Source organism: Streptomyces sp. NPDC012935, assembly GCF_042900345.1.
Taxonomy (GTDB): Bacteria; Actinomycetota; Actinomycetes; order Streptomycetales; family Streptomycetaceae; genus Streptomyces.
Genome location: NZ_JBIBBC010000025.1, coordinates 36,377 through 60,697, shown reverse-complemented (window position 1 = coordinate 60,697; position 24,321 = coordinate 36,377). Strand labels below are relative to the sequence as shown.

General features: G+C 69.9%; 28 protein-coding genes. 10 read left to right on the top strand and 18 right to left on the bottom strand.

Translation table 11 applies throughout. From position 1 onward, the window contains the following. Positions 1 to 26: 26 nt before the first annotated feature. On the bottom strand, positions 27 to 638 hold the full coding sequence (locus tag ACFY5C_RS37760) for an aerial mycelium formation protein (protein WP_389453728.1): 612 nt from the start codon (positions 636 to 638) through the stop codon (positions 27 to 29). A gap of 159 nt (positions 639 to 797) precedes the next feature. On the opposite strand from ACFY5C_RS37760, the gene dtd reads away from it, so the two are divergent. Next, positions 798 to 1,223, top strand: coding sequence for a D-aminoacyl-tRNA deacylase (gene dtd, locus ACFY5C_RS37755; protein ID WP_389453726.1), 426 nt, complete (start codon positions 798 to 800; stop codon positions 1,221 to 1,223). A 47-nt stretch (positions 1,224 to 1,270) separates the two neighbouring features. Here the strand turns inward: dtd and ACFY5C_RS37750 are convergent, their stop codons facing one another. From ACFY5C_RS37750 to ACFY5C_RS37725, 6 genes are all read right to left on the bottom strand, one after another. Then, positions 1,271 to 2,236 (bottom strand): YgfZ/GcvT domain-containing protein, encoded by a 966-nt coding sequence (locus ACFY5C_RS37750; protein ID WP_389453723.1) that lies wholly within the window; start codon positions 2,234 to 2,236, stop codon positions 1,271 to 1,273. A 10-nt stretch (positions 2,237 to 2,246) separates the two neighbouring features. Beyond that, on the bottom strand, positions 2,247 to 2,726 hold the full coding sequence (locus tag ACFY5C_RS37745) for a Fur family transcriptional regulator (RefSeq protein ID WP_389453720.1): 480 nt from the start codon (positions 2,724 to 2,726) through the stop codon (positions 2,247 to 2,249). Between the two features lie 16 nt (positions 2,727 to 2,742). Then, a complete protein-coding gene (locus ACFY5C_RS37740) occupies positions 2,743 to 3,318 on the bottom strand; it encodes an FABP family protein (protein ID WP_389453718.1) in 576 nt (191 codons plus the stop codon). A 243-nt stretch (positions 3,319 to 3,561) separates the two neighbouring features. After that, entirely contained in the window at positions 3,562 to 4,500 is a 939-nt protein-coding gene (locus ACFY5C_RS37735) for a hypothetical protein (protein WP_389453715.1), read from the bottom strand. After that, entirely contained in the window at positions 4,497 to 5,402 is a 906-nt protein-coding gene (locus ACFY5C_RS37730; RefSeq protein WP_389453712.1) for a hypothetical protein, read from the bottom strand. Before ACFY5C_RS37730 ends, ACFY5C_RS37735 begins: the two co-directional genes overlap by 4 nt. Further along, on the bottom strand, positions 5,399 to 6,112 hold the full coding sequence (locus tag ACFY5C_RS37725; protein ID WP_389453709.1) for a hypothetical protein: 714 nt from the start codon (positions 6,110 to 6,112) through the stop codon (positions 5,399 to 5,401). Before ACFY5C_RS37725 ends, ACFY5C_RS37730 begins: the two co-directional genes overlap by 4 nt. Before the next feature lie 132 nt (positions 6,113 to 6,244). On the opposite strand from ACFY5C_RS37725, the gene ACFY5C_RS37720 reads away from it, so the two are divergent. Then, positions 6,245 to 6,607 carry a DsrE family protein gene (locus ACFY5C_RS37720; RefSeq protein ID WP_389453706.1) on the top strand — a complete coding sequence of 121 codons (363 nt, stop codon included), beginning with the start codon at positions 6,245 to 6,247 and terminating at the stop codon, positions 6,605 to 6,607. Between the two features lie 43 nt (positions 6,608 to 6,650). Here the strand turns inward: ACFY5C_RS37720 and ACFY5C_RS37715 are convergent, their stop codons facing one another. The 8 genes from ACFY5C_RS37715 to ACFY5C_RS37680 form a co-directional block, all read right to left on the bottom strand. Then, entirely contained in the window at positions 6,651 to 6,914 is a 264-nt protein-coding gene (locus tag ACFY5C_RS37715; RefSeq protein ID WP_328880761.1) for a DUF3099 domain-containing protein, read from the bottom strand. An 88-nt stretch (positions 6,915 to 7,002) separates the two neighbouring features. Then, positions 7,003 to 7,290, bottom strand: coding sequence for a DUF1416 domain-containing protein (locus ACFY5C_RS37710; RefSeq protein ID WP_328426615.1), 288 nt, complete (start codon positions 7,288 to 7,290; stop codon positions 7,003 to 7,005). A gap of 74 nt (positions 7,291 to 7,364) precedes the next feature. Next, on the bottom strand, positions 7,365 to 8,204 hold the full coding sequence (locus tag ACFY5C_RS37705) for a sulfurtransferase (protein ID WP_389453703.1): 840 nt from the start codon (positions 8,202 to 8,204) through the stop codon (positions 7,365 to 7,367). Between the two features lie 124 nt (positions 8,205 to 8,328). Beyond that, on the bottom strand, positions 8,329 to 8,409 hold the full coding sequence (locus ACFY5C_RS37700) for an Ms5788A family Cys-rich leader peptide (protein WP_350751515.1): 81 nt from the start codon (positions 8,407 to 8,409) through the stop codon (positions 8,329 to 8,331). Positions 8,410 to 8,635: 226 nt separating this feature from the next. Next, positions 8,636 to 9,373, bottom strand: coding sequence for a DUF2993 domain-containing protein (locus ACFY5C_RS37695; protein ID WP_389453700.1), 738 nt, complete (start codon positions 9,371 to 9,373; stop codon positions 8,636 to 8,638). 169 nt (positions 9,374 to 9,542) lie between these two features. Next, positions 9,543 to 10,778, bottom strand: coding sequence for a hypothetical protein (locus tag ACFY5C_RS37690; RefSeq protein ID WP_389453697.1), 1,236 nt, complete (start codon positions 10,776 to 10,778; stop codon positions 9,543 to 9,545). A gap of 2 nt (positions 10,779 to 10,780) precedes the next feature. Next, positions 10,781 to 11,035, bottom strand: coding sequence for a MoaD/ThiS family protein (locus ACFY5C_RS37685; protein ID WP_030052141.1), 255 nt, complete (start codon positions 11,033 to 11,035; stop codon positions 10,781 to 10,783). Positions 11,036 to 11,072: 37 nt separating this feature from the next. After that, positions 11,073 to 11,978, bottom strand: coding sequence for an alpha/beta hydrolase family protein (locus ACFY5C_RS37680; RefSeq protein WP_389453695.1), 906 nt, complete (start codon positions 11,976 to 11,978; stop codon positions 11,073 to 11,075). Between the two features lie 180 nt (positions 11,979 to 12,158). On the opposite strand from ACFY5C_RS37680, the gene ACFY5C_RS37675 reads away from it, so the two are divergent. The 8 genes from ACFY5C_RS37675 (at position 12,159) to ACFY5C_RS37640 (ending at position 20,842) form a co-directional block, all read left to right on the top strand. Continuing rightward, positions 12,159 to 12,938, top strand: a complete 780-nt coding sequence (locus tag ACFY5C_RS37675; protein ID WP_389453692.1) for a winged-helix domain-containing protein — start codon at positions 12,159 to 12,161, stop codon at positions 12,936 to 12,938. Positions 12,939 to 13,055: 117 nt separating this feature from the next. Then, positions 13,056 to 14,078 (top strand): LacI family DNA-binding transcriptional regulator, encoded by a 1,023-nt coding sequence (locus tag ACFY5C_RS37670; RefSeq protein WP_389453690.1) that lies wholly within the window; start codon positions 13,056 to 13,058, stop codon positions 14,076 to 14,078. A gap of 139 nt (positions 14,079 to 14,217) precedes the next feature. After that, entirely contained in the window at positions 14,218 to 15,279 is a 1,062-nt protein-coding gene (locus ACFY5C_RS37665) for a S1C family serine protease (protein WP_389453687.1), read from the top strand. Positions 15,280 to 15,307: 28 nt separating this feature from the next. Then, complete coding sequence (locus tag ACFY5C_RS37660) at positions 15,308 to 15,496, top strand: hypothetical protein (protein ID WP_389453684.1); 189 nt, start codon at positions 15,308 to 15,310, stop codon at positions 15,494 to 15,496. A gap of 78 nt (positions 15,497 to 15,574) precedes the next feature. Continuing rightward, complete coding sequence (locus ACFY5C_RS37655) at positions 15,575 to 16,312, top strand: response regulator transcription factor (RefSeq protein WP_389453681.1); 738 nt, start codon at positions 15,575 to 15,577, stop codon at positions 16,310 to 16,312. Continuing rightward, positions 16,309 to 17,742: a sensor histidine kinase gene (locus ACFY5C_RS37650; RefSeq protein ID WP_389453678.1), complete on the top strand. Its 1,434-nt coding sequence runs from the start codon at positions 16,309 to 16,311 to the stop codon at positions 17,740 to 17,742. The genes ACFY5C_RS37655 and ACFY5C_RS37650 overlap by 4 nt, the downstream gene beginning before the upstream one ends. Before the next feature lie 112 nt (positions 17,743 to 17,854). Then, the gene (locus tag ACFY5C_RS37645; RefSeq protein ID WP_389453675.1) at positions 17,855 to 19,924 is read left to right on the top strand and encodes a pectinesterase family protein; all 2,070 of its coding nucleotides are present in this window, start codon (positions 17,855 to 17,857) and stop codon (positions 19,922 to 19,924) included. A 147-nt stretch (positions 19,925 to 20,071) separates the two neighbouring features. Then, the gene (locus tag ACFY5C_RS37640; protein ID WP_389453672.1) at positions 20,072 to 20,842 is read left to right on the top strand and encodes a carbonic anhydrase; all 771 of its coding nucleotides are present in this window, start codon (positions 20,072 to 20,074) and stop codon (positions 20,840 to 20,842) included. Between the two features lie 29 nt (positions 20,843 to 20,871). Here the strand turns inward: ACFY5C_RS37640 and ACFY5C_RS37635 are convergent, their stop codons facing one another. The 3 genes from ACFY5C_RS37635 to ACFY5C_RS37625 form a co-directional block, all read right to left on the bottom strand. Next, entirely contained in the window at positions 20,872 to 22,638 is a 1,767-nt protein-coding gene (locus ACFY5C_RS37635; protein WP_389453669.1) for an ABC transporter ATP-binding protein, read from the bottom strand. A 100-nt stretch (positions 22,639 to 22,738) separates the two neighbouring features. Further along, positions 22,739 to 22,870 carry a hypothetical protein gene (locus ACFY5C_RS37630; protein ID WP_389453667.1) on the bottom strand — a complete coding sequence of 44 codons (132 nt, stop codon included), beginning with the start codon at positions 22,868 to 22,870 and terminating at the stop codon, positions 22,739 to 22,741. Between the two features lie 178 nt (positions 22,871 to 23,048). After that, on the bottom strand, positions 23,049 to 24,299 hold the full coding sequence (locus tag ACFY5C_RS37625; protein ID WP_389453664.1) for a DUF2993 domain-containing protein: 1,251 nt from the start codon (positions 24,297 to 24,299) through the stop codon (positions 23,049 to 23,051). Between the last annotated feature and the right edge of the window lie 22 nt (positions 24,300 to 24,321).

Genomic DNA, 24,321 nt, shown 5'->3' with positions numbered 1-24,321 from the left:
GACCTCAGAATGCTCCGGCCGGCGTGCTACGTCAGCAGGTCGTCGACCTGCGCCTCACCGTCCCGGTACCGCCGCGCGATCTCCGCGCTGCAGTCGTCGGCCGTGCGCTGCAGGCGTTGGCGACGGCGGGACACCTGCTGCTCGTAGCGGACGAGGCGTCCCATCGCGGTGTTCAGTTCGGCGTCCGTGCGGGCCTCCAGGTCCGACAGTTCCACCTCGGCCAGCATCTCGGCCGCCAGCAGCCGGTACTCCTCGCTCTGCGGGGTGCCCAGCGTCACATGGCGGGCCGAGGAGCGGTGGCGGGCCGGGGCGTCGGTCAGGATCTCCGAAAGGCGGTCGACGACGGCCGCCGCGCCCGCCGGCGAGCGCCGTGCCACCTCCGCCCGCAGGATGTCGATCCGCCCCTGCAGCAGCCGTCGTACATAACTCAGGTCCGCCTCGTCGCGCTGGGCGTCCCGGCGCAGGGTGCGCAGCTCGGGCAGACTGAGTGCGGTCAGGTCGTGCTCGGGCGGTTCCACGGGCAGCCGCGGCCCCGGATCCTCGGCCGTGCGCTGGGTGGGCGGCCGCAGGCCGTCCAGCTGGGCCGCGTGGTTCAACACGACAGCCCCTGGAGGCTGCCCTGAACTCGGTGTGCTCATATGCCTCTACCGTCCCCTCGACCGGCGTGTGGAAGCATGGTGCCATCCCAACTGGCCGCAATGTGACCGAGTGCCCCCGAACGGGCCCAGATGGGGGGTTAAGGATCAAAAAAGAAACCCCCAAAGAGGCCACTCCCCCGCACACGGCATGATGGCCGCATGCGAGCTGTGGTGCAGAGGGTGGACGGCGCGAGCGTCGTCGTGGACGACGAGACGGTCGGGGAGATCGACGGCCAGGGGCTGTGCGTCCTCGTCGGTGTCACACACGAGGACACCAAGGAGAAGGCGGCCCAACTCGCCCGCAAACTCTGGTCGATCCGCATGCTGCAGGACGAGAAGTCCTGCAGCGACATCGACGCCCCGCTCCTCGTCATCAGCCAGTTCACCCTGTACGGCGACGCACGCAAGGGACGACGGCCCACCTGGAACGCCGCCGCACCGGGCGATGTCGCCGAGCCGCTCGTCGACGAGGTCGTAGCCCAACTCCGCGCTCTGGGCGCGACGGTGGCGACGGGCCGGTTCGGGGCCAGGATGCGGGTGGGCTTGACAAACGACGGCCCGTTTACGGTACTGATCGAAATCTGATCACCAGCTGATCACTTCCGATCGAGATCCGGTCGTCGCTGCCATCCTCAGGGCTCGACCACCGTCTCCTGGGCCGCGGCCGTCGTGTCCGCCATCAGCGGCGCGTCCACCGGCACGTTCCGCTTGACCAGCGCGAGCGCGACCGGGCCGAGCTCGTGGTGCCGTACGGACGTCGTGATGAAACCGATCTTGCGGCCGTCGGGGCCCTCGTCGGCGAGCCGGATCTCGGTGCCGGGCGTCGGCAGGTGCACCTCGCTGCCGTCGAGGTGCAGGAAGACCAGCCGGCGAGGCGGCTTGCCGAGGTTGTGGACGCGGGCGACGGTCTCCTGGCCGCGGTAGCAGCCCTTCTGCAGATGCACCGCGCTGCCGATCCAGCCCAACTCGTGCGGGATGGTGCGGTGGTCGGTCTCGAAGCCGAGGCGCGGGCGGTGGTGTTCGACGCGCAGCGCCTCGTAGGCGAGGATTCCGGCCGGCGGGCCGGCCTTCTCCGCGTACGACTCGAGGTCGGCACGCGGGAGGAACAGGTCGCGGCCGTACGCCGTCTCGCGTACGACGCCGCCCTCGGGCACCTCGGCGATGGACCCGGCGGGCAGGTGCACGACCGCGAACTCGGCGGTCCGGTCGGCGACTTCGACCTGGTAGAAGAACTTCATCGACTCCAGGTACGCGATCAGCGCATCCTGTGTGCCGGGCTCGACATGGGCCCAGACCGTCGTGCCGTCGTCGACCAGGTACAGCGCGTGCTCGATGTGGCCGTGCGCGGAGAGGATCAGCGCCTCGGTGGCCTCGCCCACCGGGAGATCGCTGACGTGTTGCGTGAGCAGCAGATGCAGCCAGCTCAGCCGGTCCTGGCCGGTGACGGCGATCACTCCGCGGTGCGAGAGGTCGACGAATCCGGTGCCGTCGGCGAGGGCACGCTGCTCGCGGAACAGGTCGCCGTAGTGGGCGGCGACGCCTTCGTCCACGCCCTCGGCGGGCACGGCACCGGGCAGGGTCAGCAGGGGGCTCTTCATGGGCACAAGCCTACGACTCGGTAGTTGAAGTCTTGCCGTTCGAGCCCTCGGCCGAACGGTCCGGTCGGCCTGCGCGCTCCGCACAGTCCTTGCAGCGGCCGAAGATCGCGAAGTGCTTCATGTCCGTGTCGAACCCGAAGGTCTCGCGCAGTTTCGCCGTGAAGTCCGCGGCCACCGAGACATCGGCCTCGATCACGTTCGTGCAGTCGCGGCAGACCAGGTGGAGGTGATGGTGCCGGTCCGCCAGGTGATACGTCGGCGCGCCGTGCCCGAGGTGGGCATGGCTGACCAGCCCGAGCTCCTCCAGGAGCTCCAGGGTCCGGTACACGGTGGAAATGTTGACCCCCGACGCCGTCTTCCTCACTTCCACGAGGATGTCGTCGGGGGTCGCATGCTCAAGGGTGTCCACGGCTTCCAGGACAAGCTGACGCTGAGGCGTCAGCCGGTAGCCGCGCTGCCTGAGGTCGCTCTTCCAGTCGGTGCTCACCACACCCAAGAGTCTAGGACTACTTGAAGAAAGCGATGCCGTCGTCCGGCATGTCATCGGGCAGGGCCTTCGCCCAGCGCTCGACGTCCTCCGGGGTGACGACCTTCTTCAGGTGGGCCGACATGTAGGGGCGCAGCTCGACCTCGGGGGTCTGCTTCTCGCCGACCCACATGAGGTCGCTCTTGACATAGCCGTACAGCCGCTTGCCGCCGGTGTACGGGCCGGAGGCGGCCGTACGGGCCACCGCGTCCGTGACCAGGTCGATCTGCGGCTTCTTGGCGGCCAGCTCGCCGTACCAGATCTCGACGACGCCGTCGTCGCGGACCATGGTGACCTCGACCTTGCGGTCGGCGTCGATGCGCCAGAAGCCGTACTCGGACTCCAGCGGCTTCACCTTGTTGCCGTCGTTGTCCAGCACCCAGGTGTGGGACCGGTACTCCAGGAAGTCCCGGCCGTCGTGGGTGAAGGTGACCTCCTGCCCGAAGTTGCACTTCTCGGAGCCGGGGAAGTCGTGCACGCCCGCGCCCGCCCAGCTGCCGAGCAGGAAGGCGAGGGGGACGAGGTCCTTGTGAAGGTCGGACGGGATCTCGATCATGAGCAGCTCAGAAGTCTCGTACGTCGGGTGATGGGGATCAGCGCTGGCCCTGGTACAGCTTCTTCACGGCCAGCCCGGTGAAAGCGAGGACGCCGACGCAGACCAGGACCAGCAGGGCTTCGAAGAAGATCTCCACGGGGTTGCTCCTCGATTGAGCGGAGAGTGTGCGGTACGTACACAGGGCCGGGCCCCAGCTTACGCGGCCGGGGACCGGCCCTCCGTGTGAGGTGGGCCCTCGCGGGATCAGCCGAGCAGCTGGCTCTGCAGGACCACCGTCTGCTGGAAGGGGATGGCCGCGGCACCGCCCTTGCGGGACTGCACGACCAGCCCCAGGACGTCACCCGACACCAGGTACGCCTGGCGGACCTGCTCGGCGCCGTACGGCTTGGCCTCGGCGTAGGCGTAGTGCCGTACCTCGGTGACCGCGGCCTCGGCGGGGAACTCCTCGTCCGCGTGCACCTCGGCGGCGCCGCGCAGGGCGTGCTCGGGCGAGTCGTAGCTGGTGAAGTGGTCCTGCTGGAGCACGTCGGCCACCTGGGCGGACTCGAACTGCAGCAGGTAGATCCGGGTGTGCGTGCCGTCCGGGGTGGTGAAGCCGCGGGCGGCGATGTGCCGCAGGGCGTGGTCCTTGAGCACCTGGGCGAGGGCGTCCCGGTCCTCCGCCGACTCGTATGCCGCCAGGAAGTCCTTCGTCGCCAGCCAGCCGTTGCGTCCGCTCAGCTCCTTGTCGGCCTTGTCCGTCCTGGCCCCCGCGGGCGCCGGCAGCAGCAGCTTGCGCAGGTCCGCGTGGTGCAGGGCGGCCGCGTTCTCGTCGGCGAAGGGTCCGGGGCTGCCGGAGGGCAGCGGCGGCTTGGTGATCGCCGGGTAGGCCCAGCGGCCGTCCGCCTCGGTCTCGAGACCGGGTACGTCCGTACGCTCCATCCGCGTGATGCCGTACGCCGTCGAGGCGCCTACGGCGGCGAAGACGACGACGGTGGCGGTCCAGCGCAGGACGGCGCGCAGGACGCGGCGATCCTTCTTCACCGGAGTCACCGGAGTCACTGGGCTCTCCGGGCTCACCGGGCTCTCGGGGCTCACCGGGTTCACCGAAGTCACCGGAGGTACGGCGAGGGCCGGCGGTGCTTCCGGCATCGGCGGTGCGTCGGCGACGGGCGCCGTCGCGATGGGCTGCTGCTCGGTCATACGGCCTTCCCCGGGTCGTCGATGCGGTCGAGCTGTCGGGTGACGAACATCCCGATGCTGTTCAGGTCGAGCGGCCGGATGCCCGACGCGGTGGCGCTGATCAGCACGTCTCCCGAGTAGGCCGCGCAGAACACCCGGTCGAGCTTCTCGTCGTCGACCTTGGGCGTCAGGAAGCACTTGGCGTTCTTGTGGCCCTCGATCTTGGGGCCCTTGCGGAAGATGCCGATGGCGGAGAGGAACTCGTTCTGGGCGGTCGCGACGTCCCGTGCGTCGCCGCGGCTCTCCATCCGCGCCAGTACGACGCTGACGGAGAACGCCGTCTTGTGGTGGACGTCGTAGGGGTCGGCGTTGTAGTAACTGCGCATCGCCATGCCCTCGATGCTCCGCTTGTCGAGCTCCTTCTCCAGCTTCCGCCGCTCGCTGCGGGGCAGGTCCTTGAACGACTCCCTGCGCAGGGCGGTGGCCTGACGGCCGCTGAGCTCGGCGTCGGAGCCGAACTCCCCGAGGTCGGGCCCGCGGGTGTAGCCCTTCTCGTCGTACGGCAGCAGCAGGCCTGCCAGCCCCGTGGCCGTCTGCTTCGCCTCCGCCTTGTCGCCGGCCGCGGCGGGCTTCGGGAACTTCCAGGTCGGCGCGCCCGCGTCGCGGTCGGCGTTCTGGACGGTCACCACGGTGTAGCCGGCACCGCCGACGACGGCACCGAGCAGCAGGACGGTCCCGGCGAGGGCGGCGATGCGCGCGGCACGCGGCCGCTTGGGGCCGGGGCTCGCGGGAAGGTGCTCGGGGCTGGAGAGGGTCTCGGAGCCGGAGAGGATCTCGGGGCTCTCGGCGCTCTCGGAGGCCGGCAGGGCCTCCGGGCTCTGGAGTCCCTCTGGGCTCCGGGCCTCCTCAGGTGTCTCGCTCACAGCCGGCCCACCTGCCGCTTGGCCAGGTCCATGATCTTCTCCTTGGGGATCGGCTTGCTGTCGTAGACCCAGATGTCCATCGCGATGTCACCGCGCCAGGCGTGCGCCTCGGCCGAGTACAGCGGGAGGTAGCCGGGCTTGCGATCCGGGCTGTCGTGCACGTACGCCATGCCGTCGCCCGTGCCTGGGATGGGCCAGCTGCGGGTGTCGGACTCCTCCTCGGCCCAGTAATAGGAGCCCTCGGCGTTCTCGGCGGCCGACAAGGCCTGCTCCTGGCGGTACTGCACCAGGTGGATCACGACGTTCTGCGTGCTGCCCACCCGCCAGCTCGTCGCGGCGGCGCGGCGGAACTGCTCCTGGATGAGGTCGCCGACGACCTCGTCCGGCTCCTCGTAGGTCTCCGCGTACTCGGCGAGGGCCATCCAGCCGTCCGTGCCCAGCTCGAACACGGTGTCCCGGGTGCCCTTGGGCCGCTTGAGCAGCAGCTTGCGCAGGTCGCCGTCGGTCTTCACCCGCCGGTCCTCGGCGGCGGACAGCGGCTCGACCTCGCCCGTGGCCTGCTTGACCACGGGCTGGGAGAGCGGCGGCAGCTGCGTGGGCTCGCGGTCGGCCTGCACGAGATAACCGGTGCAGGTACCGGCGACGACCCCGAGGACGACGGCTGCGGCGATCAGCAGAGCCGTACGCCCCCGCCGGCGAGGCCGGGGCACGGCCTCGCCTACTTCTTCAGATTCATGCAAAACGTCCCCCCACGGAACGTGAAGTGCGCATTCCGTATGCGCGCGCACAGGAGACCCATGGCCAACGCACCAGGTTGTATGGGAGTTGATTACGATTCGGCCATGGCGAAGAAGCTGGTGATCAAGGTGACGGCGGGGGCCGATGCCCCCGAACGCTGCTCACAGGCGTTCACGGTGGCGGCGGTGGCGGTGGCGAGTGGCGTCGACGTCTCCGTGTGGCTGACCGGCGAGTCCGCCTGGTTCGCCCTCCCGGGCCGCGCCGCCGAGTTCGAACTCCCGCACGCGGCCCCGCTCCCCGACCTGATCGACTCCGTCCTGGCCACCGGGCGCCTCACCCTGTGCACCCAGTGCGCGGCTCGCCGGGACATCACGGAGACGGACGTCATCGAGGGCGTACGGATCGCGGGCGCCCAGGTCTTCGTGCAGGAGGCCTTGGCAGACGAGACGCAGGCGCTCGTCTACTGAGACGTCCAGGCGCCTCGCGGTGGGCAGGACCGCCGGGGGCCGCTCACTGGCGCGGCCGCTTCTTGCCGTCCAGTTCGTCCCACCACTCGTCGGACTGGGGGTCGCCGGAGGGGTCGTCCCACCAGCGGTCCTCAGGGCCGCGGCGGTTGGCGACCATGGCGGCGAGGGGCGGGATGACCATGGCGACCACGCACATGCCCACGGCCACCGGGATCGACCACAGGCGTACGACGCCCCAGGCCAGGACGAAGAGCGTGATGCAGATCCCCATCATGGCGAAGTACCAGTGACGCCGCCGTGCGTACATGACTCCAGAGTAGATCCGCACAGGACGAAGGGCCGCACCCCAGGCGTCCAACCCGTGGGGTGCGGCCCTTCGGCCGATCAGAGGTGCCTCAGACCGCGATCGCGATCTCCGCCAGGCCGCCCTGCTGGGCGACGACGGTACGGTCGGCGGTGGCGCCGGGGACGAGTGCGCGCACGGTCCAGGTGCCCTCGGCCGCGTAGAAGCGGAACTGGCCCGTGGCGGAGGTGGGGACCTCCGCGGTGAACTCGCCGGTCGAGTCCAGCAGACGGACGTAGCCCGTCACCGGCTCGCCGTCGCGGGTCACCTGACCCTGGATCGTGGTCTCACCGGGCTTGATCGTCGAGGCGTCGGGGCCGCCGGCCTTCGCTCCACACATGTCTTTCTCCATAAGGGGTCTGACCGGAAGGAAGGCCGGTCGGGATTTGCGGGTCTGTGCGCTTGCTGCGGGGCTTACTTGTTGGCGCCGAGCTCGATCGGGACGCCGACGAGGGAGCCGTACTCGGTCCAGGAGCCGTCGTAGTTCTTGACGTTCTCCACACCGAGCAGCTCGTGCAGGACGAACCAGGTCAGCGCGGAGCGCTCACCGATGCGGCAGTAGGCGATGGTGTCCTTCGCCAGGTCGACCTGCTCCTCGGCGTAGAGCTCCTTGAGCTCGTCGTCCGACTTGAAGGTGCCGTCGTCGTTGGCGTTCTTCGACCACGGGATGTTGCGGGCGGACGGGACGTGGCCCGGACGCTGCGACTGCTCCTGCGGCAGGTGGGCCGGCGCGAGCAGCTTGCCGCTGAACTCGTCGGGCGAACGGACGTCGACCAGGTTCTGCGAACCGATGGCCGCCACCACGTCGTCACGGAAGGCGCGGATGGAGGTGTCCTGGGCCTTGGCCTTGTAGTCGGTCGTCGGGCGCTGCGGAACCTCCTCGACCAGCTCGCGGGCGTCCAGCTCCCACTTCTTGCGGCCGCCGTCGAGGAGCTTGACGTTCTCGTGGCCGTAGAGCTTGAAGTACCAGTAGGCGTACGACGCGAACCAGTTGTTGTTGCCGCCGTAGAGGATCACCAGGGTGTCGTTGGCGATGCCCTTGGCCGACAGGAGCTTCTCGAAGCCCTCCTGGTCGATGAAGTCGCGGCGGACCGGGTCCTGCAGGTCCGCGGTCCAGTCGATGCGGATCGCGTTCCTGATGTGGTTCTTCTCGTAGGCGGACGTGTCTTCGTCCACCTCCACGATCGCGATGTTGGGGTCGTCCAGGTTGTCCTGGACCCAGTCGGCGTCGACGAGGACGTCGCTGCGGCTCATGCTCTTTCTCCTCCGGGGCAGTTGCGGCGGGGCGTGCGAGTGTGAGGGGTGCGCGCTCGGACCGAGACGACGCACCTGTGCCCTGGTCAGGGCAGCGGGGAAACGCAGAAGTCGGAGCTTCCGCTCAGAAGGGGCGACAGAGCATGGCGGCAACGCGGCAGAGGTCTACTGCCCGCCGCTTCGTGAGATCCGCCTGTCGCTTCATGGGCTCGATCGTAGGGACGGACAGGCGGGCGTGTCACCGGCGTGTCGTATCCTGAGACGAGATTGTCCGGGATTCGGGATGAAAGGACCGCCGAGGCAGCTCCGACCGGGCCTCCGGGCGGATGTATCGGCGGTCACATCTACGGTACGGACGGCGCTGTCTCACCAGCCGGACAGCGCCAGCTGGGGGCCTGAGCCCGCCCCCGACACTGACACCGGTCCCGGTACTACCCGGCGAGGCGGACGTTCGAACCCTTCACCGTGATCTCGACGCCGTCCTTCGCCGCCTGGACGCTGTCGAGCTGGATGCCGCCGGGGAGACCGTCGATCTTCTGCTCGAAGTCGGTGATCGCGCGTGCGCGGTCCTCGGCGATGTCGGCGCCGCCGAAGTCGGGCAGGGTGTCCGCCTTCACCCGCACGGTGTCGCCCTCCGCGCTGACCGAGCTCAGGACGTAGACCGGGTTGGGGAGCTTGGTTCCGAGGACGGTGGCTTCGACGGCGACCTTGATCTTGCCGTTGCCGCCGTCGGAGAGGCCCACGACGTTCGCGGTGACGCCGGGGGCGACCTGGGTGGGCTCGGACTTGGCGGTCTTCAGCAGCTCGGCGTAGGTGATGGACGCGGTGCCGGAGGCAGTCGTCGCGGTGGCGGAGCTGTAGTCGCCGGAGAACTCGACGCCCTTCATGTTCGCCGTCAGGTCGTCGATCCGGATCGTCTTGCCATCGGTGCCGGCGGCGGCCTCATAGTCCTTGATGCCGACCTCGACGTCGTCCAGCGAGCCGCTCGCGACCTGGGTGAGGAACGGGAAGCCCTTGATGGACACGTCCGGGGCGGCGGCCAGGTTCTCGCTCGCCTGGAGCTTCCCGGCCGCCTCGTCCTCGGCGAACCCGACGGCGAGCCGGTCGGCCAGCACGAAGAGGCCGCCCAGGATCACGACGACTATCAGCAGTATCCGCAGGGCGCGCATGTTGTGGTGTTCCCCCCACCTCGGTGTTCGTCAACGACGCGAGGGTAACCCTGTAGCGGGGTCGACCGGCGAATTGTCGATCATCTGTGACAGGGGGTTCGCAGCGGCTTCGCCCTTCGGTGCCGGTGCGGGCGGATTCAGCCCGTCCGGCGTTTGAGGACGAGGCCGTTCAGACCAGTGCCCGCCCCAGCAAGTAGACCGCCGGCGCCGCAGCCGCCAACGGCAGCGCAACCCCGGCCGTGAAGTGCACGAACCGAGACGGATAGTCATAGCCGGCCACCCGATGGCCGATCAGGGCACACACCCCGGCCCCGACCCCGAGCACCGCTCCACCCGACCCGATCCCCGTCATCGCACCGACAACAGCGCCCGCTCCGGCCGCCGCCAACAGAGCGGCCACCACAGCAGCCACCGTCGGCAACGGCAACGCCCGCACCAGCACCGCGACAGCAACCGCCACCGCCCCGACACTCACCGCATCCGCCTCGGCCGCGAGGTATCCCGACGCGACAATCGCCAGCGCCGCGGAGACCACCGTCGCCATCAGCCCGTACATCCGCTCGTCCGGATCGGCGTGCGAACGGAGCTGGAGAACCAGCGTGAGCAGCACCCAGACGCCCAGCGTGCCGAGGATCGCCGCGGGCGCCCCGTCGGCCACCAGCAACGCCACATCCGCCGCCAACGCTCCCGCGAAGGCCAGTGCGATGCCCTGCCGGGCGGGCCACATGCCGTTCAGCCGGAACCAGCCGGCAGCCGTCACGGCCTGCAGGGCGACAAGGGGCACCAGCAAGGCGTACGACCCGACCGCAGCCGTGACCGAGAGCAGCAGCCCCAGCAGCGCGGTGAGTGCGGCCGGCTGGATCCCGGGCTCGATGATCGGGGAACGGCCCTCCATCCGGGCCCGCTGGGCGTCCGTGACACGGGTGTTGCCGGCAACGGTCGCGGGACCGTAGTCGGGGCCTTCACCGGTTTCTGCCTCCGCCTCGGGCCGAGGCGCCCGGGCGTGGGAGGGCTGAGCCTGGGACGGCTGGGCGTGGAACTGCTGACCATGGCCCTGCTGGGCGCGCCCCTGCGGCTGAGCGGCAGCGTGCCGCCCCTGCGCCTGTGCCTGCGACACCCCGTCCCATCCCTGGGCCTCCGAAGCACCGCTGTACCCCGCATACGCCCCCGCGCCCTGCGAGGGCAGGTAGGACGTCTCCGCCGCCGAAGCCGGCGGCTGGACCTGCGTCTCCCAGGTCTGGCCCTGCCACTGCTGCGTGTACTGCTGGGCCGCCTGCGGGTCGTCGTACGCCTGCTGCCCGGGCCACGCCTGCGGCGCGGTCGGCTGCTGCGGCTGCTGTCGATCCTGCTGATACGGGTCGTACCCGTCGTAACCGTCGTACCCCTGATACGGCTGGTCGGTCATCGTCACCCTCCTGCGAACGGCGGGAGCACCTCGACCGTGCCGCCGTCGGCCAGCCGTACCGTCTCATGTTCGCGGGTGCCCACGGGGTCACCGTCGACGAGGAAGGAGCATCGCTGCAGGACGCGCACGAGTTCACCGGGGTGTCGCTCGCGTGCGGCGTCGAGCGCCTCGGCGAGGGTGGCCGCGTCGAACGGCTCCTCGGCGATCCCGGCCGCGGCCTTCGCGGCGGCCCAGTAGCGCACCGTGACCTTTGGCATCCGGTTCCTCTGTCGATCGGCTGTGTACTCCGTCAGGCTAGCCGCCCCGTGTGGCAGCCCAGTCCCCGATCCGGGCCAGCAGATCGTCGCCGGCCGCGTGCTCGGCGTGCCCCATGCCGGGCTCCAGCCAGAGTTCGCCGTGGTCACCGGCCGCCTGGGCCAGCATGCGGGGGTGGTCGAGGGGGAAGTAGCCGTCCAGTTCGCCGTGCACGATCAGCAACGGCGTCGGCGCGATCCTCGGGACCGCTTCCACCGGTGACAGGGGTACGGGGTTCCACTCCCGGTGGTGGATCCGGGTGCGGAATCCGTAGCGGCCCACCAGCCGCCCCTCGGGCCGGGTCACCAGCCAGTGCAGACGGCGCATGCGGGGCGTGCCCCGGTAGTACCAGCGCGCAGGCGCGCTCACGGACACCACCGCGTCCGTATACGCGCCGCGGCCCCCGTGCGCCCCGAGCGCACCCAGCTCCTCGCGCCCCTCGCCGCTCCGGTCCTTCTCGCCGTACAGCGCCGCATGCCGCAGCACCACCGAGCCGCCCATGGAGAAGCCGATGGTCGCCACGCGTGTGTGCCCGAGTTCGCGGGCCCATCGCACCGCGGCCGCCAGGTCGAGCACCTCCTTGTCCCCGACCGTGGACCGCCCGCCCGACGCGCCGTGTCCACGGAAGGAGAAGGTGACGACGGCCGCGTGCCGGGCGAGGGCCTGCGCCACCCGTCGCACATGTGGCCGGTCCACATCGCCGGTGAAGCCGTGGGCGACGACGAACACCAGGTCACGGGCGGGTGGACGGGAGGAGTCGTATACGGCCGCACCCGGGTCGTATACGGAATCGATCGTCACGCCGTCATCCGTGTGCAGAAACGTCCGCATAGGTGTAGGTCTGGTTGTCTCAGAGTTCGGACGAACCGTAGATCGTGCCACATGACCTGCCGGACCAATGCTCATGTGGGCTATTCTGCTGGGCAGAGGACTCGGGCAGCGTAGCCCCCGGGTCCTTTTGTGCTTTCGGAAGCGTTGTATACGAAGCGGGAAACCTCAGGTGACCGCAGGTGTACGGGGCCCCGGGATCGCAGAGCAGTTCCGTACCGCACATGTCCTCGCAGGGACCGAGGAGGAACCAGACGTATGAGTTCTCTGCTGCTCCTGACCAACGCCCTCCAGCCGTCGACAGAGGTGCTCCCCGCACTCGGCCTGCTGCTGCACAACGTACGGGTGGCTCCCGCGGAAGGCCCGGCCCTCGTCGACACCCCGGGTGCCGACGTCATCCTGATCGACGGACGCCGCGACCTCCCGCAGGTCCGCAGCCTGTGCCAGCTCCTGCGCTCGACCGGGCCCGGCTGTCCGCTCGTCCTCGTCGTCACCGAGGGCGGCCTCGCCGCGGTCACCGCAGACTGGGGCATCGACGACGTCCTCCTCGACACCGCCGGTCCGGCCGAGGTCGAGGCGCGGCTGCGGCTCGCGATGGGCCGCCAGCAGATCGTCGCCGACGACTCGCCCATGGAGATCCGCAACGGCGACCTGTCGGTCGACGAGGCCACCTACAGCGCCAAACTCAAGGGCCGGGTCCTCGACCTCACCTTCAAGGAGTTCGAGCTCCTGAAGTACCTCGCCCAGCACCCGGGCCGCGTCTTCACGCGCGCGCAGCTCCTCCAGGAGGTCTGGGGCTACGACTACTTCGGCGGCACCCGGACGGTCGACGTCCACGTACGACGGCTGCGCGCCAAGCTCGGCCCCGAGCACGAGTCGCTCATCGGAACCGTCCGGAACGTCGGTTATCGATTCGTTACGCCCGAGAAGGTGGACCGCGCCGCCGAGGAAGCCAAGGCCAAGGCTGACCGGGCAAAGTCGGCGGATGCGGACGAGATGGCCGTCCTGGACGGCGTCGAGGTCCGTGCCGACGTGTGACGGAGGCCCGGACGGGGTGTCGGGGGCATCGCGTGCGCGCATCAGAGTGACAGCGGGGCGGCAGGCAAGCTCCTTCACGCCCTGCCCAGAGCAGGTCCATCCGCGTAGACTCCGCGCGTGGCCAAGGTGACTCGCGATGACGTCGCACGGCTGGCAGGTACCTCCACTGCCGTCGTCAGCTACGTCATCAACAACGGACCCCGGCCGGTTGCCCCGGCCACGCGCGAGCGTGTCCTCGCTGCGATCAAGGAACTGGGGTACCGGCCCGACCGGGTCGCCCAGGCCATGGCCTCGCGGCGCACGGACCTCATAGGCCTGATCGTGCCGGACGCCCGCCAGCCCTTCTTCGGGGAGATGGCGCACGCGGTCGAGTGGGCCGCCGCCGAGCGCGGAAAGATGGTGCTCGTCGGGAACTCCGACTACGTCGGCGAGCGCGAGGTCCACTATCTGCGCGCCTTCCTCGGCATGCGGGTCTCGGGGCTCATCCTCGTCTCGCACGCCCTGAACGACCTGGCCGCCGCCGAGATCGAGGCGTGGGACGCCCGGGTCGTGCTCCTCCACGAGCGGCCCGAGGCCATCGACGACGTCGCCGTCGTCACCGACGACCTCGGCGGCGCGCAGCTCGCCGTACGCCACCTCATCGAGCACGGCAACGAGTACGTCGCCTGTATGGGCGGCACCGCGGAGACCCCCGCCGTCGGCGACCCGGTCTCCGACCACGTCGAGGGCTGGCGGCGCGCGATGGCCGAGGCCAAGATCCCCACCGAGGGACGGCTGTTCGAGGCGCCGTACAACCGCTACGACGCGTATCGCATAGCGCTCGACCTCCTCTCCGGACCGCAGCGGCCGCCGGCGATCTTCTGCTCCACCGACGACCAGGCGATCGGCGTGCTGCGTGCGGCGCGGGAGTTGCGGATCGACGTGCCGGGGGAGCTGGCTGTCGCCGGGTTCGACGACATCAAGGAGGCGGCGCTGGCGGATCCGCCGCTCACCACGATCGCCTCGGACCGGTCGGCCATGGCTCGGGCCGCGGTGGATCTCGTGCTCGATGACGGGCTTCGGGTTGCGGGGTCTCGGCGGGAGCGGCTGAAGGTGTTTCCGTCGCGGCTTGTCGTCCGACGGTCGTGCGGGTGTGCCTAGGAGCTCCGCTTCCATGAAGCCTCTCTGAGAAGCCACCGACAGCTGCCGGAACGGCCTTTACATCGGGCATACGGCCTTCTGCCGGGCTTCTCAGGCGGCACTCAGGAAGCTCTCATGGTCGGGCGACAAGCTCATTGCCATGACCGAGAGCTTCCGCCGCAGCGGCGATTACGAGAACCCGTACCAGGGCGCCCAGCAGCAGCACGCCTCCTCCCCCGTGAACCCGGAGTGGCCGCCCCCGCCGGCCTACCGGCCGTCGGCGGAGCAGACGGGCGGCGGAGCCCCCACCGCTCTCCTCACCGAGCCCGTCGCCCGGCAGCCGAGGTCGCGGCGCCGGCCCCGCGGCCCCGTCGCGCTCCTCGCCGCCGTCGCCATCGTCGCGGCGGCGATCGGTGGCGGCACGGCGTACGGCATACAGGAGCTGACCGGCAGCGACACCGTCGCCGCGTCCAGCTCCACCAGCACGAACGTCGTCCCGTCCAGCCAGAAGGGCACGGTCTCCGGGGTCGCCAAGGCGGTCAGCCCGAGCATCGTCGAGATCAACGCGGCCTCGAACGCCGGGTCCTCCACCGGATCCGGCGTGATCATCACCAGTGACGGCGAGATCGTCACCAACAACCACGTCGTCGCCGGTGCCTCCTCGGTCAAGGTGAAGACCAGCAACGGCAAGGAGTACACCGCCGAGGTCGTCGGCACGGACAGCAGCAAGGACCTCGCGCTGATCAAGCTGCAGAACGCGTCCGGCCTGCAGACGGCCACCCTCGGCAACTCCTCCGGTGTCCAGGTCGGCGACCAGGTCGTGGCGATCGGCTCCCCCGAGGGCCTCACCGGCACGGTCACCAGCGGCATCGTGTCCGCGCTCGCCCGTGACGTGACCGTCTCGACGGACGAGGGCCAGCAGCAACAGCAGCAGGGCGGCGGCGGATGGCCGTTCGAGTTCGGCGGTCAGGAGTTCAACGGCGACACGGGCTCGTCGACGACGACGTACAAGGCGATCCAGACGGACGCGTCCCTGAACCCCGGCAACTCCGGCGGCGCGCTGATCGACATGAACGGCAACATCATCGGCATCAACTCCGCGATGTACTCGGCCGCCGGCTCGAGTTCGTCCAACGCGGGCAGCGTGGGCCTGGGCTTCGCCATCCCGATCAACACCGTCAAGTCCGACCTGGCGAAGCTGCGGTCGGGATCGCAGAACTAGCTGACGCGCCGAGCCGAAGGAGTACGTCATGATCCAGCAGGTTGAGCACAGCACGACCGGCGGCGGTGCGGCCGACTTCGCCCTCGCCCTGGAGGTCGCCGGCGCCCTGCACACGCCCACGGCCCCGTCCCGGGCACCGGAGCTCGCGACCACCGGGGCGAACGCCGGTCGCCGGGGCGCCTCGGCCCGCAGCCGGCGCCGCACCGTACGAGGCTGAGCAGGCCGAGAAACATGCGACGCTGAAGGCGTTCAGCCGCGCAGCCCCTGTCCCACCGCACCCGAGGATCCCGAGCCCATGAGCCCCGCCGACGGCGACCGTGACCCCCAGCGCATCCTGATCGTCGACGACGAGCCGGCGGTGCGTGAAGCACTCCAGCGCAGCCTCGCCTTCGAGGGATACGACACGGAGGTCGCGGTCGACGGCGCGGACGCGCTGGAGAAGGCGGCCGCCTACCGGCCCGACCTGGTGGTCCTCGACATCCAGATGCCCCGCATGGACGGTCTGACCGCCGCCCGCCGCATCCGTGGTGCCGGCGACACGACGCCGATCCTCATGCTGACAGCCCGCGACACCGTCGGCGACCGCGTGACCGGACTGGACGCCGGGGCCGACGACTACCTGGTCAAGCCGTTCGAACTCGACGAACTGTTCGCCCGGGTCCGCGCGCTGCTGCGGCGCAGCTCGTACGCGGCGGCGGCCGGTGCGGGCGCGGTGGAGGAGGACGAGGCGCTGACCTTCGCCGACCTGCGCATGGACCTCGCGACGCGGGAGGTCACGCGGGGTGGACGGCCGGTGGAGCTGACCCGTACGGAGTTCACGCTGCTGGAGATGTTCATGGCGCATCCGCGCCAGGTGCTGACCAGGGAGCAGATCCTGAAGGCGGTCTGGGGCTTCGACTTCGAGCCGTCGTCGAACTCGCTGGACGTGTACGTCATGTATCTGCGCCGCAAGACCGAGGCGGGCGGCGAGCCGCGGCTCGTGCACACGGTGCGGGGTGTGGGGTATGTGCTGCGCCAGGGCGGCGCGGAGTGAACAAGGTGCTACGCCGTTTCCGGTCCCTGCCGATCCGCTCGCGGCTGGCGATGCTGGTGGCGGCGGCGGTGGCGTTTGCTGTGGCGGCGGTTTCGGTGACGTGTTGGTTCATCGTGCAGGGGAAGCTGTACGACCAGGTCAACGCCGATCTGGAGGAGATGGCGCGAAGGCCCGGTACGGTCAACGCGCTCCTGCAGAGGTGCACGCAGACCCCGCAGGAGAGCACCCAACTGTTCCCCGGCCGGAACGACTACGTGCAGGCGATCAAGGAGGAGGGCGCGCCCTGCGTCGACCCGAACTCCCCGGGCACCGTCAACGTCACCTCAGCCGACAAGGAGGTGATCAAGGACGCGAACAGGAGCCAGGGCTTCTTCCGCAACGGCACCGACGAGGACGGCAACGCCGTACGCGTGCTGACCGTGTACCTGGGCGTCGACCAGAACGACTCACAAGGGGTCGCCGTGCAACTCGCGGCCCCTCTCAAGAGCACCCAGTCCACCCTCAACGAACTCGCTCTCATCCTCCTCCTCGTCTCCGGCATCGGAGTCATCGGCGCCGGTGCCGCAGGCCTCGCCGTCGCCCGTGCCGGTCTGCGTCCCGTGGACAAGCTCACCGAGGCCGTCGAGCACGTGGCCCGCACCGAGGACCTGAACGTCCGCATCCCGGTCGAGGACGACGCCGAGGACGAGGTGGCCCGGCTCTCCCGTTCCTTCAACTCCATGACGTCCGCCCTGGCCAGCTCCCACGAGCTCCAGCAGCAGCTGATCGCGGACGCCGGCCACGAACTCCGTACGCCACTGACGTCATTGCGCACGAACATCGAACTCCTCACCCGCAGCGAGGAGACGGGCCGCCCGATCCCCGAGGCGGACCGCAAGGCCCTCCTCGCCTCGGTCAAGGCCCAGATGACCGAACTGGCAGCCCTGATCGGTGACTTGCAGGAACTGTCCCGCTCGGAGGGGCAGCGGGGCGAGAGGGTCCAGGTCATCTCGCTGGAGGGCACCGTCGAGACCGCTCTGCGCCGGGCACGGCTGCGCGGTCCGGAACTGACCATCACCGCCGACCTCCAGCCCTGGTTCGTCAGGGCGGAACCGGCCGCCCTGGAGCGCGCGGTCGTCAACATCCTCGACAACGCCGTGAAGTTCAGCCCCGAGGGCGGCACCGTCGAGGTGCAGCTCACCGACGGCGTCCTCACCGTCCGCGACCACGGGCCGGGCATCCCCGCGGAAGAACTCCCCCACGTCTTCGACCGCTTCTGGCGTTCGCCGAGTGCACGGGCGTTGCCGGGCTCGGGCCTGGGCCTGTCGATCGTGGCGCGTACGGTGCAGCAGGCGGGCGGCCAGGTCACGCTGGCTCACGCGCAGGGCGGCGGCACGGTGGCGACCGTACGCCTGCCGGGCGCGCCGACGGCTCCGCCGGAGACGCCGTAGGTCGCTCCCGACGCTCTGGAGGCCGGTCGAACGGCTCTCCCCGGGCGGCAACCTTTCGGTGCGAGGCGGCGACTGATCCGCGGACCATCCCCCGCACGGAACGGATCGCCGCATGAGTGAGCAGCACAGCAAAGCGCGTCACCGCAGAGGCAGGAAGGCCCTTGTGGTCGGGGTCCCGCTGGCCCTGACCGCCGCCGGTGCCCTCGCCTACGGCACGGACCTCGGCCTCCTCGGGGACGGCGTCCAGCAGGCGTCCGCCGCGACCGCCGCAGCCCCCGCCTGGGCCACCGCCACCGCCGACGGCTTCGCGTCCGTCGACTCGCTGGGCCAGAACGGCACTTACGGCGGACGGGACGGGCAGACCGTGACCGTCAGGACGCAGGCCGAGCTGGAGAAGTACGCGACGGCCGCCGAGCCGTACGTCATCGTCGTCGCCGGGACCATCACCATGAACCCGGTCGGGAAAGAGATCAAGGTTCAGTCGGACAAGACCATCGTGGGAGCCGGGACGTCCGGGCACATCGTCGGCGGAGGGTTCTTCCTCGGCTCCGGCGTGCACAACGTGATCATCCGGAACCTCACCATCCGGGACTCGTACCAGGGCGTCTGGAACGACAAGGACCACGACTTCGACGCGGTCCAGATGGACGGCGCCCATCATGTGTGGATCGACCACAACGACCTGCGGCACATGGCCGACGGGCTCATCGACGTCCGCAAGGACAGCACGAACGTGACCGTGTCCTGGAACAAGCTGAGCCAGAACAACAAGACCTTCGGCATCGGCTGGACCGAGAACGTCAAGACGGACATCACGATCCACCACAACTGGATCCGCGAGACCGAACAACGAAACCCCTCCACCGACAACGCCGCCCACGCGCACCTCTACAACAACTTCCTGGAGGACGTGGCGGGCACCGGCATCACGTCGTCGTACGGCAACTACTCGCGTGGCAGGACGGCGATGGTCCTGGAGAACTCCTACTTCCAGGGCATGAACAACCCCGTCATCAAGGACGGCACCGCGACGCTCGTCCAGCGCGGCAACGTCTTTACGGGCACCAGCGGCCGTAACGAGAGCGGGGGGACGGCCTTCGACCCGAAGGCGTACTACTCGTACACGCCCGACTCGGCTGCGAGTGTGCCGTCACTTCTCAAGGCGGGTGCGGGACCGCGAAGTTCGATCGGTACGACCGGCAGCGCCACCGCGAGCACCAAGGCCGCCACCACCCTCACCGTCGCCAAGGACGGCAGCGGGCAGTACTCGACCGTGCAGGCGGCCGTGAACGCCGTACCGTCGAACAACGCGTCGCGGGTGGTCATCGCCGTCAAGCCGGGCACGTACCGGGAGACGGTGAAGGTCCCGTCCGACAAGCCGCACGTCACCATCCAGGGCACCGGGGCCAGCCGTAAGGACACGGTGATCGTCTACAGCAACGCGGCCGGCACGCCGAAACCCGGCGGCGGCACCTACGGCACCGGCGGCAGCGCCACCGTCGCCGTCGAAGCCGACGACTTCCAGGCCCGCAACCTGACCGTCTCCAACGACTTCGACGAGAAGGCGAACCAGAACCTGAGCGGCCATCAGGCCGTGGCGCTGCGCACCGCCGCCGACAGGGTGTTCCTCGACGGGATCATCGTCAGCGGCGACCAGGACACCCTGCTCGTGGACACCGCGGCCAAGGACAAGCTGGGCCGCGTCTACATGACGAACTCCTACGTCGTCGGCAACGTCGACTTCATCTTCGGCCGCGCGAGCGCGGTGATCGACCGGTCCGTCATCACGCTGAAAAAGCGCTGGGACGGCACCTCCGGCGGCTATGTCACCGCCCCCAGCACGGCCGCCGACCGCAAGGGCATCCTGATCGCCAACTCCACGATCAACGGCGACGTGTCCGACCGGTCCTTCTACCTCGGCCGCAACTGGCACGCCGGCGGTGACGCGTCCCTCGACCCGCAGACCACGGTCCGCAACAGCACGCTGAGCGCCGCCGTCAGAACCGGCCCCTGGTCCGACATGGGCGGCTTCTCGTGGAAGGACGACCGCTTCGCCGAGTACCAGAACTCCGGCGCGGGCGCCGGGCCCGCGAGCTCCGAGCGGCCCCAGCTGACCGACAGCCAGGCCGGTGGGCAGGAGGTCGCCGACTGGCTGGGCGGCTGGACACCCACGGCCTCCTGAGGCCCGCCCCGCGGCAACCGCTCAAGGTCAAGGCGAGCGCGGGAGAACGTCAAGAGCAGTCCAACGCTCGATCATGAGTTCCCCGCGCTTGGCCATGATTCAGCAACGTGAACATTCGTTCTGATGCCCGGGCGTACGTTCCAGCCCGTGAACTCTGACAGAGCCGTCGGCGCCCAGCCGACCGCATCCGCCCACGAGCGGTCCGCCCTTGCCTCTCCTGCCCGCCGCGCACTCCTGCGGCTCGGGCTCACCGGGACCGCAGCGCTGGGGGCCACCGCCGCCCTCGGCGCCGTTCCCGCCTCCGCCACCCCCACCGCCCCCACACGTCACCGACCCGGCACTCCCGATGAGGCCCTGCGGGAGCTCGCCGCGGGCAACCAGCGCTGGCGCACCTTCCGTCAGCGCCACCCCGACGAGTCGCCCGCCGTACGCCGGAGTCTGACGTCGGGTCAGCATCCGTTCGCCCTCGTCCTCGGCTGCATCGACTCCCGGGTCCCTCCGGAGCTGGTCTTCGACCAGGGCCTCGGCGACCTGATGACCGTGCGCTCCGCCGGCGAGGTCCTCGACGAGGCCGTACTCGGCAGCGTCGCCTACGGCGTGCTCGAACTGGACATCCCCCTGGTCATGGTCCTCGGCCACCAGTCGTGCGGCGCCGTGAAGGCGGCCGTCGAGTCGGACCTGTCCGGCGAGCGGCTGCCGGCCCACATCCAGTACATCGCCGACCGGATAGCCCAGAACATAGACCGCACCCAGGAGGGCGACGCCCGCATCAGCTCCACCATCGACGCCAACGTACGGGCGATCCGCACCCACCTCGCGGCGGAACCGGACCTCGCCGCGAAGGTGACCTCCGGCCAACTGGCCATCGTGGGCGCCCGTTACGAGCTGACGACCCAGCGGGTCCATCGGATCGGCTGACGGCCGGGGCCTGTCCAGGAGCGGCGGGGTCAGCGCCTGAGGACGAGGGTCTCCTCCGTGGGCACCCCCGGCACCGGCCCCGCCAGCCCCCCGTACACCCCGCCCCGCGCCAGCAGCTCCTCGTGGGTACCCGCCTCCACCAGCCGCCCGTCGTCCACGACCAGCACCCTGTCCGCATCCGGCGCCAGGCTCAGATCGTGGGTGATCACGAGGGTCGTACGGCCGGACATGAGGCGGCGAAGCGGCTGTACGACCTGGCGGGCGGCCACCGAGTCGAGGCCCGCCGTCGGTTCGTCCAGGACCAGGACAGGGGCGTTGCGCAGCATCGCGCGGGCGATCGTGAGCCGCTTGAGCTGACCGCCGGAGAGGGCGGCCGTGCCGGGTGCGATGCGGGTGTCGTACCCCTCCGGGAGCGCGGCGATGAAGTCGTGGGCCGCCGCCGCACGCGCCGCCCGCTCGATGTCGTCGGCGCTCGCGCGCGGGCGGCCGCACGCGATGTTCTCGCGGACGGTGCCGTTCAGGATCAGGGTCTCCTGGGGCAGCAGCGTGACGTTCTCGCGCAGGAAGCCCAGGCCCAGGTGCGGCAGCGGTACGCCGTCGAGGGTGATCGCGCCCGCCGCGGGGTCGTAGAACCGAGTGAGGAGCTTGGCCGCGGTCGACTTGCCGGCGCCGCTCGGGCCCGTGATGATCACCAGCTCGCCGGGGCCGGCCGCGAAGGTCACGTCGGTCAGCGACGCCCTCGAGGCGCCCGGATAGCGGAAGGACACCCTGTGGAAGCCGACCCGGCCCCGGACAGGCCAGGGCGCTACCGGTTCGGCGGGGTCGGTGACGGCCGGCTCGGCGTCCAGGATCTCGCCGAGGCGCTGGGCACCTGCGGTGGCGGCGGTGAGGGTGAGGCCGAGTTGGCCGAGGTTGCGGACGGGCGGGTAGAGGTAGCCGACGAAGGCGGCGAAGGCGAGGAGCTGCCCCAGGGTCATACGGTCGGCGGAGATCTCCCACACCCCGAGGCCGATGACCGCCAGGACGCAGACCGTCTCCACGACCTCGACGAACTGCTCGTACATCTCACTCAGCCGCGCACCCCGCACGGACGCCTTCATCCAGGCGCGTGCCTCGCGGTCGAGCCGCCTCTCCTCGTCGCCGTGGCGGTTGTAGGCCTGGGTGAGGACGACGTGGCCCAGCGACTCCTCGACCACCGAGGTGATCGCACCGTCGGCGACCCGCTCGTCCTTTGAGGCGGTGCGGACACGGCCGGCGAAGCGGCGGGCGGCCAGCAGGAACAGGGGCGCCAGGACGAAGGTGGCCAGGGCCAGGTCCCAGCGCAGGTACAGGGCGGCTGCCGAGTAGAAGAGCGCCGAGAACACCGCCGCCACGGTGCCGACGACGCCCGACACGACCATCTGCTCGATGGCCTCGACGTCCCCGGTGAGCCGCTCGACCAGATCCCCACGCCGCTGCTTCTGGAAGAAGTGCGGCGGCAGGTCCTGCACATGCCGGAAGACCTTCGCGCGCAGCCGCAGCACGAATCTCTCGGCGGTCCAGGTGGCGAGCGAGTTCCCGAGGTATCCGACGATCGCCCCCAGTACGGCAACGCCCAGCCAGGCCGCCGCCGGACCCCAGAAGGCAGCGAGCGAACCGGCTTTCAGCGCGTTGTCGGTGAGTTCCGCGAACAGCAGGATCGACGCGGTCTCGGCGAGCGCGGCGACCACCACGCAGGCCACGATGACCACCAGCCACTTCCGATCGCCCCGCGTCAACGGCCAGAAACGCCGGAAGGCCGTACGCACTTCCCTCATGCTCAAGTCCCTTTCTCAGCACCGGACAAGACCAGGACATGACGGAGGCGGGGCCCCCGGAGCCCGATCGCTCCGGTGACCCCGCCTCCCGTGTCGCGTCTCAGCCCTTGGGTGCGACCGGACGCCGCTTCGGAGCGGCCTTCTTCGCCACCGGCTTCTTCTTGGGCGCCGGGGCCGGGGCGGCCGGCTTGCGGGTCTTCTTGACGGGGGCGACCTTGTGGAAGCTCATCATGTTCTCCTTTGTTCTTGCGTCGAATTACTGTCGATCGCTGCCGTTCGCTTTCGACATGGAAAACATTACGGGACCCAGAACCACGAAATCGCCAATTCCGCTGAGACCTCTATTAATTGAGCCTGAGAGAGTTTTTCAGGGAATTCTCGGAACTAATCGCGAACTCACACAGAATTGATTACCGGCGCCCCACCGCCAGCCCGGCCCCCTCCAACCGCACCCTGATCCCGTCCTCCTCCACCCGCACATCCCGCAGCCGTACGTCGCCGCTCGGCGGTTCCGGGAGGCGAAAGCCCAGGGAGAGCTGGTCGGCGAGGACCGGGCGGGTGAGGCGGGGTAGCGCGTCGAGGAGGGCGGGGTCGAAGCCGAGGAGCTTGAGGAGCTGGGGGTGGTCGAGGGCCAGGTCGATGAGGTTCAGGCGCATGGCCTGGCGGATGAAGCGCGGCGTACCGGTCAGCTCGGTGAGCTTGGACTCGTGGCGCAGGGCCTCGCGGACCACCGAGTCGGGCACGCCCAGGCGCCGCACGACGGACGGGACGGACAGCAGCGCCTTCGCCTTGCGGGTCTCGTGGGCCAGGCGGGCCGCAGAGGCGCGGCTCAGGTGCAGGCCCTCCGAGGCGCGAGCACCCGGCCGGTACGTGGCCAGGTCACCGATGTCCAGGCGCATGCCGCCGATGTGGGTGGCGATGCCGCGGTCGCCGTTGCGCAGGATGCGGGCCTCGGCGCGCAGGTTGAGGTCGTGTCCGGCGACCGGCAGCGTGCCGCGGGCCCGGATGCGGTCGTGGCCCTTTCCGGTGAACGTGACCTGGGACGCGCCGAGTTCACGGTTGAGGTCCGCGAAGGAGAGCAGGACGTCGCCCTCCAGTTCGGGGACGTCGGCGCCGCGTATCGAGAGCGGGCCGTCGGTGTCGAGCCGTACGTCTCTGGCCGTCGCCGTCACCTGGGCGAGGGAGATCCGGTCGGCGGCCACGTCGGGGACCGTCACCTTCACCGAGTCCAGCCGCTCGTCGGCGAGTTGGGTGAGGAAGGGGAAGCCGCCGATCTCCACCTCGGGAGCGGCCGCGAGGTCCAGGCGGGTCTTGAGGGTGTCCGCCGCTCTGCGCTCGGCGTAGAGGAGGGCCCAGCGGTCGGCGAGGCTGAGGAAGGCGGCGAGGACGACGAGGCCGACGACCGCCTTCATCGCGAACGGAAGTGCCGCGAAGCGGCCTTTGCGCCGGCGACGGCCGTTGCGACGGTGATTGGGCGGGGCCCAGGGGTCGTCCTGGGCCGCCGCCGCGTCCGCTTCATCCGTTTGATCCGGCTCGTGCGGTACGTCGTCGTGGAGGAATTCCTCCAGAGGACCGCCGTCCAGTCTGCCGAGCTCCTCGTACGGGTTCGTATAGGGAGCGTTTGGATGGGGATGCGCCGTTATGTGGTGGGGGGAACGCATCGGCCTATCCGACCATGCGCAC